Source organism: Chryseobacterium ureilyticum, from assembly GCF_900156735.1.
Taxonomy (GTDB): Bacteria; Bacteroidota; Bacteroidia; order Flavobacteriales; family Weeksellaceae; genus Chryseobacterium; species Chryseobacterium ureilyticum.
In genome coordinates, this window is record NZ_FTOL01000001.1 from 1,222,221 (window position 1) to 1,234,569 (window position 12,349).

General features: G+C 33.3%; 14 protein-coding genes. 2 read left to right on the forward strand and 12 right to left on the reverse strand.

What is annotated here, in order from left to right; all coding sequences use genetic code 11:
- The 12 genes from BW983_RS05325 to BW983_RS05380 all read right to left on the reverse strand — a co-directional run bounded on the left by BW983_RS05325 (position 1) and on the right by BW983_RS05380 (position 11,641).
- The gene (locus tag BW983_RS05325) at positions 1–1,473 is read right to left on the reverse strand and encodes a hybrid sensor histidine kinase/response regulator (RefSeq protein ID WP_076550866.1); all 1,473 of its coding nucleotides are present in this window, start codon (positions 1,471–1,473) and stop codon (positions 1–3) included.
- Between the two features lie 912 nt (positions 1,474–2,385).
- Complete coding sequence (ribA, locus tag BW983_RS05330) at positions 2,386–2,976, reverse strand: GTP cyclohydrolase II (RefSeq protein WP_076550461.1); 591 nt, start codon at positions 2,974–2,976, stop codon at positions 2,386–2,388.
- A 25-nt stretch (positions 2,977–3,001) separates the two neighbouring features.
- A complete protein-coding gene (locus tag BW983_RS05335) occupies positions 3,002–3,550 on the reverse strand; it encodes a lipocalin family protein (protein WP_076550462.1) in 549 nt (182 codons plus the stop codon).
- Entirely contained in the window at positions 3,540–4,229 is a 690-nt protein-coding gene (locus BW983_RS05340) for a lycopene cyclase domain-containing protein (protein ID WP_076550464.1), read from the reverse strand. Before BW983_RS05340 ends, BW983_RS05335 begins: the two co-directional genes overlap by 11 nt.
- Entirely contained in the window at positions 4,226–4,678 is a 453-nt protein-coding gene (locus BW983_RS05345; protein WP_076550466.1) for a sterol desaturase family protein, read from the reverse strand. The genes BW983_RS05340 and BW983_RS05345 overlap by 4 nt, the downstream gene beginning before the upstream one ends.
- A 1-nt stretch (position 4,679) precedes the next feature.
- Complete coding sequence (locus BW983_RS05350; RefSeq protein WP_076550468.1) at positions 4,680–5,147, reverse strand: SRPBCC family protein; 468 nt, start codon at positions 5,145–5,147, stop codon at positions 4,680–4,682.
- A 58-nt stretch (positions 5,148–5,205) separates the two neighbouring features.
- Positions 5,206–6,042 (reverse strand): phytoene/squalene synthase family protein, encoded by an 837-nt coding sequence (locus tag BW983_RS05355; RefSeq protein ID WP_076550469.1) that lies wholly within the window; start codon positions 6,040–6,042, stop codon positions 5,206–5,208.
- Between the two features lies 1 nt (position 6,043).
- Entirely contained in the window at positions 6,044–7,534 is a 1,491-nt protein-coding gene (locus BW983_RS05360) for a phytoene desaturase family protein (protein WP_076550471.1), read from the reverse strand.
- A 47-nt stretch (positions 7,535–7,581) separates the two neighbouring features.
- On the reverse strand, positions 7,582–8,238 hold the full coding sequence (locus BW983_RS05365; protein WP_076550473.1) for a MarR family winged helix-turn-helix transcriptional regulator: 657 nt from the start codon (positions 8,236–8,238) through the stop codon (positions 7,582–7,584).
- Between the two features lie 446 nt (positions 8,239–8,684).
- Complete coding sequence (locus BW983_RS05370) at positions 8,685–8,981, reverse strand: helix-turn-helix domain-containing protein (protein ID WP_076550474.1); 297 nt, start codon at positions 8,979–8,981, stop codon at positions 8,685–8,687.
- 96 nt (positions 8,982–9,077) lie between these two features.
- Positions 9,078–9,929 carry an RteC domain-containing protein gene (locus BW983_RS05375; protein ID WP_076550476.1) on the reverse strand — a complete coding sequence of 284 codons (852 nt, stop codon included), beginning with the start codon at positions 9,927–9,929 and terminating at the stop codon, positions 9,078–9,080.
- Positions 9,930–9,988: 59 nt separating this feature from the next.
- Positions 9,989–11,641: a helix-turn-helix domain-containing protein gene (locus BW983_RS05380; RefSeq protein ID WP_139329225.1), complete on the reverse strand. Its 1,653-nt coding sequence runs from the start codon at positions 11,639–11,641 to the stop codon at positions 9,989–9,991.
- A 307-nt stretch (positions 11,642–11,948) separates the two neighbouring features.
- Here BW983_RS05380 and BW983_RS05385 point away from each other — a divergent pair, with 307 nt between their 5' ends.
- A complete protein-coding gene (locus tag BW983_RS05385) occupies positions 11,949–12,176 on the forward strand; it encodes a hypothetical protein (RefSeq protein WP_076550481.1) in 228 nt (75 codons plus the stop codon).
- Entirely contained in the window at positions 12,173–12,346 is a 174-nt protein-coding gene (locus BW983_RS23980; protein WP_167369959.1) for a hypothetical protein, read from the forward strand. The genes BW983_RS05385 and BW983_RS23980 overlap by 4 nt, the downstream gene beginning before the upstream one ends.
- Positions 12,347–12,349: the final 3 nt, after the last annotated feature.

The following is a 12,349-nucleotide window of genomic DNA, read 5'->3' on the forward strand; positions in this document are numbered from 1 at the left end:
TTAATTTAAAGGTAGAGTAAAATAAAATGTAGAGCCTTCACCTACAATACTGGAAACACCAACATTTCCGTGATGCTGCTTGATAATTTCAGCACATATAAACAGTCCGATTCCCATTCCCTGAAACTGTAATGATGATTCTTCTACACGATAGAATTTTTTAAATACTGCATCCTGCTTAAAATCAGGGATTCCAATCCCAAAGTCAGTCACATTTACTCTGACTTCCTGGGCTTCTTCATCTACAAATGTTGTCACAATTACCTGATTATTTTCAGGCGAATATTTAATAGCATTCGTAAGAAAATTAATGAGTACCTGCTCGATACGGATCTCATCCAACGGAATTAAAATATCAGGTTTTGTTCCATGGCGTTCAATTCTTATCTGTTCATCGTGGGTCTGTAATATTGTTTCAATCGCATTACTGATAACGCTTTCCAGATTAACGGACTTTCTATTAATTTTAAGTTTACCATTTTCAATTTTTGAGACATCCAATAGATCTGTAATAAGGGTATTGAGTTTTTCAATTTGCCCTTGAACTTTAGTAACAAATCCGCCTTCCGGACTTTCTTTATCTAATTTCAGCTTTCTTTCCAAGAGCTGAACATATGCTTTAATACTTGTTAAAGGAGTTTTTAATTCATGGCTTGCAATACTTAAAAACTCGTCTTTTTCCTTTTCTACTTTTTTCTGATCGTCAATATCAGTAAATGTTCCTACCCAGTTTTTAATCCGATTTTCATCATATACAGGAGTTATTCTCAGTAAATGGTAACGGTAATTACCTGAAACAGTATTTTTAATTCTGATTTCTAATTCCAGTGCTTTTCCTTTTTTCCTGCATCTCTCCAATTCCTCTCTTATATCATGATCATCAGGATGTGTTTTGGGAAAACTTTGCTCTGTATCGGAATATTGATACCATTTACCATTCACAAAATCCACAATCCCGTTTTCATTCAAGGTAAATGCAATCTGAGGAAGGGACTCTAACATCAAATGAAAGTGATCTATCTGGGATTTCATGGTTACCTGAGATTCTCGTCTCCCCTTTACTTCAAGTTCCAGATTTTGCTGAGTTTTTTTCATGGCAATATTCTGTTCTTGAAGGTTATAAAATGTTTTTACTTTTAGCAAAAGTATTTCGGGATCTACGGGTTTGGTAACGTAATCCTTAGCGCCGGAAGCATAGCCTTGCGTGATAAATTTTTTATCTGTATTAACAGCAGATAAAAATATAATAGGTACATCTTTAGTTTTGCTGTAGTCGGCAAGTGTTTCTGCAACTTCAAAACCGTCCATATCCGGCATCTGAACATCTAAAATAATTAAGGCATAGTCTTTTTTTAGCGCTTTACCAAGAGCCTCTTCACCGGATCCGGCCGTTTCGACCTGAAAATCCTTAGATTCAAGTAATTTTTGAAGTGAATAAAGGTTGCTTTGGTTGTCATCAACAATTAAAATCATAGAAGTTAAAATCAATAATTAGTTACGGATACTTTAGCTTCAAAAATACTTACAATATTTCGAAAAACAGTAATTTTAAAAGGATAATCATTAAGAATTCCATACCACATTTCAAGTATAAAAAATCAATAGTATATGGATTGAAACGGGTTACAGTATTTTAAGAAAAATGCAGTATTTTCAAATAAATAAACTATAAAAAATAAGCTATAAGACTATAGGTGTGCAAATTATTTATTAATTTGGAGGTTAAAATTAGTAATACTATTTTCCGTATTAACAGCAGCAAAGTCAAGCTGAACACATTTACTTAAGAAGGGAAAGAATTTATTCCTAACATCCTGAGTAAAAACCAGAGTTTTGGAGAACCTTTATTATTTATTGAAAAGCTTTATCCTGCCAATGCCATAAATCTACAGCTCAGAGAATTGATCGGATGCCTAAAAATAATTTCATAGAGAAATTCTTAAAAGCTATCCTGATCTTTGTCTGGAAATGAATATATGCTTATCACAAATGTTATATTACAACAGTTTAATGTTGCAGAATATAGCATCAGCAGATCCTATTTAACGCTTTAAATGGTTATTGGATTATTTGAAAAGCTATAATGATGGAGATTGCCAGCACTATCTTCATATAAAACTTACCCGTCAGCAAATTGCTGATCATAATTAATCTTCATCATTCTGCTTTCACTTACATAGTAGCGTCTTTGGACTTTTTCCATGCTTCGAAAACGTTTGACCTGAGTATATTTATCCACTCTTCCTGAGCCATCTCTTTTTCATCATCTCTCTTTTAATTGATATAACCTTTCACTAAATGTATTTTCCGCTTTGTTGTAATAGGAATTATTCATAATATTTTAGTAATTGATGCATAAAGAAACATTATTCTTCTGATAAGAGATCATATTTTCTCCAAAAGATGACCAAAGTATTTTTTCTTCTTCGCAAGATAGCTTTGATTCACTTCATTCGAATCAATTTCCAGAGGAATTCTGATATTGAGAATGATATTACTGTTTTCAACAGCTTTAATTTTATCCAGATTATTAGTTAATAAATTGATCTCTTTTATCTTTAAAATATCCAGTATCTCAACAGCTATATCAAAGTTTCTTCCGTCTGCCGGGAGTCCGAGCTTCAAATTGGCTTCAACGGTATCCAATCCTTTTTCCTGAAGTCCGTAAGCCCTGAGCTTTTTGATGATTCCAATATTTCTTCCTTCCTGACGGAGGTAGACAATCACCCCTCCTTTTTCAGACATGTATTTCATAGCAGCATCCAGCTGTTGTCCGCATTCACATTTTTTGGAATGAAAGACTTCCCCTGTAATACACTCTGAATGAAATCGTACATTTACTGGTTTGGTAAAATCTGTATTCTCTGCCACCCAAACTAAATGGGGACTCCAATCTTCTTCATTTTCTGAAAATGCATATGCTGTGAAGATGCCGTAATCTGTAGGTATTTTTGATTGTGCTTGTATTTTGAGCATTTTTTCCCTTTTTAAGTTTATCTAATTATTTATCGAACGGGCTTTTTTTGTCCTGTTTTACCCATATCAATTTTGATGTATTATAACCGATTTCCTGAGCTTTGATGATAAAATCTTGTTTTACATTCTCAGGAATAGTCTTTTCACGGGACAGAATCCAGAGATAATCTAAGTTTTTACCTGCTACCAGTGCATATTTATAATCTTCCAATGCAACTACGTTGTATCCGGCGTAAAAAGGTCCAAAAAAGCTAACTTTAAGCGCTGCAACATCCTTATCCCCTCTGAATTTAGCAGTACCATTAGCAGATACCCATTTATCCTTTTTAAAATTATATCCGCTGTTAAGCACATTTACGCTTCCATCCGTATTGAGACTGTATTGGGCTATTGCATTATCAAGATCTTTTTCAAAAAAATAATCAAATCTTGCTATTTCATACCATGTACCTAAATACCGATTGACATCAAACTGTCCTACAGGCTGTGCTTTTTCAGGCATAGAGGAACAGGATATTATAGTACTCAACAATAAAAAGCTTAAGGATACTGTAAGAATTATTCTATTTTTCATTTTTAGTTATTTTTTTAAAGAAATAAATATTAAGTAAAAACTGGCTGTAACCATATACAGCATCTTCTAAAGGGATCGTTCCCATTCTAATGCCTAAAAAATCATCAGGATTATAATTAACAATCGGCGAAGGAATTAAAGAACCTGTCAAAATTCCATTCACTGCAAAAAAACCGGGCATTAGAACCAGATATACAAAACTGGCCTTTCCTATCCATTCTTTTTGAGCAATAAAATGAAGATAACAAAGAGTAAGTATCGTTACAATTACTGTCAGCAAAGTATATATTCTTTCATAATAAAGAAGTCCTGCCACCCCAAGAACAATGAAAGACGTGAATACAATGAGATTATTTAAACCGTCAGTCCATTTAAGAGTAAAATACTTTTCCAAGCAATAATATGTAAAAACACAGGCGAAAGGAATGCAGTAAAAAAAAAGCCATTCCTCTACGGGAAGTCCCGCTATTTTAAATCCTAGGGTATACTTGAGATCAAACCACCATACTCCTTTTGCAGTGAACCATATATCCCAGGCAATAAAAGGAATTGCTACAATGGTGGATGACAACAGAAATTTTCCGAAAAGCTTATTAAACTGTATTCTTCCATCAAAAGAAGCCAAGAAGCAGATGATGACGGTGAAAAAATTAATCAATATGTAAGTATAAGAAATCATTTTTTATTGAAAAACATTTTAAAATATTTAACAGGAACCCACAGAAAACCAAAACACTCTCCATCTTCTTTTCCCAAATGTTTGTGATGCTGTTTATGAGCACGTCTTATGGCAAGTAAATACGGATTCTTTGTTTGAGTAAAAATCTTTGTCCTCTGATGGATAAAAATATCGTGTACAAAAAAATAGGACATTCCGTAAAGGCTTATTCCAAGACCGGTAAAAAACCAATAATTAAAATTCTGTTGTACTCCCAGATATAATAAAACAATAGCCGGAATTGCAAAAATGAAAAAGAACCAATCATTTCTTTCGAATTTCCCGTCGTGGCTATGATCATGATGATCTCGGTGCAGGGTCCACAGAAAGCCGTGCATAATATACCGGTGAATCAGCCAAGTAGCCCCTTCCATCGAAATAAATACGCCTAAAAGAATCAAAACATTCATTTTAATTATGCTTATTATTAAAAAGATTATTTAAAACCCTGTATCTGAAATCAAAAATGCTTTTAAGCTTTTCTTTTACAAACAGCTGGTGGGCTATTTTTCCTAAAAAACCTAGCGGAAGCTTATAGTCAACTGTATCTTTCATCAGTACTCCATGCTCATTAGGAATAAATTCATGAAAATGATTCCAGTATTTATACGGACCTTTTTTCTGAAAGTCTGTAAAGCTTTTATACTCTTCAACCTGGCTAATAATGGTCTTCCATTTCAAAGGAATTCCAAGCAAAGGAGAGACCGTATAATCTATTTCCATTCCTTTAAAAATAGGTTTATCCTTCACATTTGAAAGAACTACAAAACCCATGTTCTCAGGGGTTATTTCTGATAAATTATGAGGAGATGAAAAAAACTTCCATGCCGTTTCAATATTGCAACTCAGTTGTTGTTCTCTGTATAATCTGTACATCATTTATTTTTTATTGATTGTTAAACACTTCAAAAAATCATTCTCAAACGGAATTCTACTGTCAGAAATAAGCAGATTTGTAACGGATATAACTTTTGAATGCAACCAGCAGCTTTTGCGAATTAGCAATTCTGATTCTTTGCTGCAATATATTCTGAGAACTTGTTTTTTTTATTTTGTTAAACAGAGAAAGATAATACCTGTAGGCAAGATATACTCCGAAAATGGATGAGCCTGGCAGTTTTTTAATTCCCTGTAATGCTTCTTTGAATTCTTCCTCAATCTCCTTTTCAATCACCGTTTTTACAGTATTATCAAAGACTGACATATTCAGTGATGGAAAATAAGTTCTTCCTAAAATCTGATAATCATCTTTCAGATCCCGCAAAAAATTAACTTTCTGAAAAGCAGACCCCAATTTCATGGCAAAGGGTTTCAGTTTCTCATATTGCTGTTTATCACCTTCTGTGAATATTTGCAGACACATCAATCCTACAACTTCCGCAGATCCATAGATATACTCTTTATACAGTTCGGAATTATAATCAATTTTATGAAGGTCCATTTCCATACTATGCAAAAAATGATCAATCAGCTGCCTGTTTATATCATACTGACGGACCGTTTCCTGAAATGAATGCAAAATAGGATTGAGTGATATACCATCTTCCAGTGCATCATAGGTTTCAGCTTGTAATCTTTTCAGAAGTTTCTCTTTATCATAGCCATGAAAACTATCTACAATTTCATCCGCCAGGCGCACATATCCGTAAACAGCATAAACAGCAAGTCTGATGGAAGGCTTCAATGCCAGTATTCCCAATGAAAAACTTGTACTGTATTTTTGCGTAGTGTACTTACTGACTTCGTAAGACAACTCATCAAACAATTTTTTCATATTATTTTATTTTTAGTTTACATACTTCAGATGCTACAATTTTCCCGGAAATAATCGATGGTGGAACACCAGGTCCCGGAACCGTTAACTGCCCCGTATAAAAAAGGTTCCTGATCTTTTTGTTTTGAATCTTAGGTTTCAATACTGCTGTCTGTGATAAAGTATTGGATAATCCGTATGCATTACCCTGATAAGCATTATAATCCGAAATAAAATCACTTACACAATAGCTTCTTTTATATTCAATCCTGGAAATAAGTTCAGCTTCACCGGTATGTTTTTCAATCCGTTCAAGCATTTCAATCAGATATTTTTCTCGGATAGATTCCTCATCATATATACCAGGGGCAAGAGGTAACAGTAAAAAAATATTCTCACAACCTTCAGGTGCCACATCCGGATCAGTTTTAGAAGGACAACATGCGTAAAAAAGTGGTTTGGAAGGCCATTTCTTATTTTTATAAATACAATCTATATGATTGTCAAGCTCATTTTCAAAAAATAAGGTATGATGTTTTAAATGACTAATCTTTCCTTTGATTCCCAGGTAATAAATGAGGCATGATGGTGCAAAGGTTCTGGTTTCCCAGTATGCTTTGCGGTAGTTTCTAAAAGGTTTGGGCAACAATGTTTCTGTATGATGATAATCTGATGAGGCGATAATGGCATCAAATTCATACGTTTGACCATCTACTGTTATTGAAGTTGCCTGTCCGCTTTCTGTATTGATTTTCTGTACTTCATGATTAAAATGAAAGATTGCCCCTTGCTCTTCCGCCACTTTCTTCATGGCTAGCACAAGCTGGTAAAAACCTCCCATGGGATATTTTGTTCCCAAAACATACCCTCCGTAATTCATAAGACTGTATAAAGCAGGAATATGTTTTGGAGAAGCACCAAGAAATATAACAGGAAATTCCATTAAAGATATAAGTTTGGAATCAGTAAAATACCTTGAAACATAATTTCTGAAATTACTGAAGAGATCGAGTTTTAAAGCACCTCCCGCTATTTTTAAAGAAGCGAATTCAAGCCAGTTATAACAAGGTTTTGTTACAAATTCTTTCATCCCCACCTCATATTTAAACTGAGCAGACTGCATAAATTTATCATACTGTTTGGCTGCTCCCGATTCAATTTTTTCAAATAGCTTTCGGATGTCTTCATTTTTCTTGGGAACAGAAACCTTCTCTGTTGAAAAAACCATCTCAAACTGAGGGTCCAAAGAAATAAGATTAAAAAAATCTGATGCTTTACAGTTAAAATCAGCGAAAAAGCCTTCTATAATATCGGGCATCCAATACCAACTTGGTCCCATATCAAAAAGGTACCCTTCATCCGTTTTAAATTGTCTTGCACGACCACCTGGCTGCTCATGCTTTTCAAATACATGTACTTCATTTCCTGATTTTGCAGCATAAGCTGCAGCTGAGATTCCGGAAAACCCAGAACCTATCACCGCAATTCTCTTTCTTACACTTCCAGTATTCATTGTTATTTATTTAATTAATGGTTCTAATGGTAGACTTCTATATTCCATCAATTCAGTCTTTTATATACCATATCCAGTAGATTACCAGTCTCCACATTCATATGGTAAAAAGAATCGTGAAATTCATCCAATTTAGAGAGTATAGCGATGAGCAGCATTTGTTCAGAATGGTTCAGGTTTCCCACTACTACCCTTGAAGCTTTACGGATCTCATCCATATGTTCCTCCAGTACAGAAATTCCTTTTTCGGTTATTTGAATATGTTTCATTCTTTTATCTTTCTGAGAAATGGTCTGTTCAGCCCAGCCATTACTGATTAACCTGTTAATGATAAGCATTCCAGAAGATTTCTCACTTACATTATTCCTTATCAGTTCCATTTTTGTCATCGCTCCCATCGTTTTCAGGTTTATCAGATAAATAAAATCATCTTGGCTTGCAAAAAAGGAACTACCGATTGAACGGGAGTAGGTTTTCGCATACCTGCCCATTCTTATCAATAAGGTATTGATGATACTTTCAGAACTCCTTCCTAATTCTTTCCCTACCCAATCCGGATTTTTCTCCTCGGAATAAGATTTTGAAGAAGCATTGATCCATTCTTTAAATCCCTGAATATCATTACTGTATAGTAATTCATCTTCATTCTGTTCGATAAATTGCTGAACAAGTCCAACAACTTCTTTTATAAGATCAAAATTCATATGAAACAAATTAGTACACAAATATACTTATTAAAGTTTATAAATATACTATTTAATTTTTTATTTTTATCTTTACAAATTATAATTAAGCATTTAAAGTGCTTATTTACAGCTGTAAAAATAAAAAGCCTGTCTTTAAAAAGTCAGGTGTAAAAAGTATAGTTAACACATCAATAATGGTATATTAGTAAACCTAAATATAATTTATTATAAAAACTCATTGAAAATAACTTGATAAATAAGGAATAAATCCGATTACCATTGATATGAAGATAACCATTCTATGTAATTTTGAAGTTCTAGACGCCCGAGTATCTTTAAGTCTCTGATGAACCGATATATATATAGAAAATTGTTAATGTTATTAACCTCCAGATTTTATTAATCGTTGGATGCCCAATAATTAAAAAGTTTATTTCTGATACGATCTTTTTTCCAGCAGAGACTTAATGATTTTGTTTAGACGTACTAAAACTATCTCTGATAAGCTGATGGACATCAGAGAGTTTGTAATATAATTTGCCGCTTATGGTATAATAGGGCAGTTTTTTATCAGATCGATAACGCTGTAATGATCTTGAACTGATTTTAAGTAGTTGCAAAACATCTTGATTATCTAGGAGCTGCTCTCCATCGATACTGTTTAATACGTTTTGATTTTCTTTTACTTTCTCACTTAGGATATCAAATCTTGTCATAATTCTCTGCATCCATACTATAAATTCTGTTCTGTCAATATTCATAATATTTTTTTAGTGAAACAAAGTTTATTCTTTCCAGCAAAATTATTTCGGTAGGTCGCCGTAACTACCGAAAGATTTATGACTACAAAAACAAGTTTACTGATCCGAATCAGTAAATAACTGATTAAGATGATTACTTAAAAGCTGAAGAAACTTAGTCCTGTTAATTTTCCTGCTTTTGATTTCGTGAAGAGTTTTATAAAAGTTTCCCAGATTAACATTCAGTGATTTTTCGGTAAAGCGTATTACCTCGCTGAACTCAATATTCCCACCATTGAAACAGCGTGTTTGATAAAGGGCATATAGAAGTTCCACCAAGCCAGATTTTGAAGAAGACCAGTACAATGGTGATTTGTCATTGAGTTTTTCATAAACATATCCCTCAGTTTCATTGATAGATTTCAGGAGATATTTTTCCAGAAGATCATTGGCTAGAATCTGAGCAATTAAGTAATCATGGGAGGTCGCAAACTTCTCATCATAGTTATATAGTCCTGGTTCCAGCTTCGTTTTAAGATCAAATTGATTCCTTACAAAATATTTTTGATCCAGAAATGCTGCTTTTCTTCGGTAGTATTCATAAAAATCAATATGCTGCTGATAAAAATCTTTAAGCGCTTCCAGTTCACAACTATAATATTCTTTAAGATTAAGTTGTCCTGCATTTGGTTTCGCTGCCTCAATGGATAAAAGGTTTGAATAATAAATAAAACGGGCAATAAAAAATGGCTTTATCTCTTTGAAGAAATATATTTCATTTGCTACCGATGAAAATTCAAGCCCACTTACTATTGACTTAATGAGTCTTACAGCTGCATCAATTTCCATTAATGATTTTTCATAGCACCCTATCCTATCTTCAGGAGTGGTTAACTCAATCATTTCTAATTTTTCACTCAGTTCTTCTTGTAATTTTTTACACTTTTTAAAAAACAGTTGTACTTCCATATTTTTACATAAAAAGTACAACAATTAGACGAGCCTTCTTTTTTCATCAGTCGTTGGTATTACATTTTCAACCCATTACTTTTATCAATTTCAATTTTCTGGATAAACTCCACAGGGCTCATTGATGTTATTTCAAGAAATAATTTAGAAAAGTTGGACCGATTTGAGAAGCCACATTCTTTAGAAATATCATCAATGGCATATTTTCGCCAATGCTGATCATGAATAAGCATTTCTTTCGCGTAGATAATCCTCAACCGGTTAATATAAGTATTAAAATTACAGCCTTTATGTTCATTAATTATTGCAGATAGATAAGCTGTATTGGTTTTTAGTTTCTTTGCCAGCTGATTTTGTGTCAGTCCCTTTTCAATATAAAAATTCTTTTCTTCCATATGCTGCAGCTTACTTAAAATATCTTCAACCAACTGTTCAGGTACCTTTGAAGATTTGGGAGGACTACGCTCATTAGAATCACCAAGGTTAGTTTGATCATGCACCTCTACTCTTTTCCTCTTTTTTCTTACTATATAATAGCCTATTACAAAAAATACTACAAGACTGCTGGCTGAAACTGCTGCTATGAAAAAAATGTAGTAGGTCTTATTTTCTAGCTTTTTCCTTGATTCCACCAGGTCTTTTGTATCATATTCTTTATGAATCTTAGTGGAGAGATATTTAAAATCTGTAGATAATATTTTATCAAATTTCAGTAATTGGGTCGTGTAGTAAAGCTCTTTCTTATAATCTCCTTGATTCCTGTAATAATCGATAAGCAGTTCATATGTTTCTCTGGTTGCCGGTAATACAAAATTGTTTTTCTGGAATACTGAGTCAACCTTTTTAAGTAAACCAATGCCTTGCTTATTTTTTTTATTTCTCAGCAGAATTTTACCTTTTAAAAAATAAATAACGGAAGCGTTTGTATAATCGTTTGCTTTTTCAATAGCTCCCAATGCCGTGTTAAAATCTTCCTGTGCTGTTTCATCATTATTTTTAAGATAACCTAAGATAGCTTTAAGTTTATAAAAATAACTTCGTTCCAGATCAAAGTTTTTATCATTGGCAGATTCCTGCAGACCTTCAGACACCAATTCTTCTGCGTCCTTATAACGGGATAACAATATAAGACATATCCCCATCTGATTAAGGCTGTTCAAATATCCTCTCTTTCTGTTATGCCGGAGATTGGGAAGAGTTTCCGCTGTACTCTGCTTATTGTAATACACCTTACATTTTGAAAAAATCTTATATGCTTCTTCATAATATCCCAGGTAACTTTTAACGATTCCTATATGATATAGATTCTTATAATGAAGGTATGAATCTTTGGAATTTTTCAGATAATCCCAAGCTATTATATATTCATCCAGGGCTTTCTGATATTTCCTTAATGTAAAATAATAAATACTCCCTTTGGTTAAATATGCATTCCCTATTAGATCATGATCTTCTGACTGAACAGCGGCTCCTATTATACTGTCTGCGTAAACCAGCTTGTTATTCTTACTGAAGTAAACTGCATCCCTGTAAGCCTGTGAAAGTTCCTTATAGTCCCTATCCTTTTTTGCCTTTTTAATATAGGAATTTATAAATTCCATAGCACGGGCGTCATTTTCTTCTAAATTATCATACCGTGCCCTATAGTCTGAAAACTTCTGACCATTCATTAAAATACCAATACATACGAAAATAAATATTGCTTTTTTCAAAATGGAAAAAGTTTTATTAATATTTTTTTATAATTCAGTGAATATTATTCAAAAGTAAGCAAAATCATATAACAATTCTATTATTTCATAAATAGGAGAATTAAATATATTGAAATAAAACATATAACAATCTTGTTTACAGATATATATAATCGTAATTTAACCCTGAATCAATTTACAAAACATAGTCTTATTTTTTATAAATCAGACCAAAACACCTTTTTTTTCGGTTAAAACTTACTATACCTTCGTTCTCAGAATTCTATAAAAACCGGCCGGGATTATTAACATTTTTAAATCCCAGATCATGAAGAACTTAATTTATATTTCAGTGGGAATTATATTCTCAATAGTGATACAGTCGTGTCAGCTCGATCCTATAGTTTCCACAGATGAAATCCACCAAACGTATGAAGACCTTCAAAACAACAGTGTTTTATCAGCAAGGTCAGACAGTACCATCTGCAAGGAAACGGACCCACCAAAAGACCGTGATCACTGGAGACCATCGGGAACCTATAATAACGGAAGATGACCAGCGATACGAAACCACTATCCCCTGTAAAATCGGGACAAAAATGTCCTGTCAGCGGAATATGGAAAAACCTTGGAACTTTTACCACTACCATAGCTATTTCTGAAAAAACGGCAATGCCGGAATACTGTGGTGTAAAGGTTTTATGGATGTTATTATATCAATCCTGAATA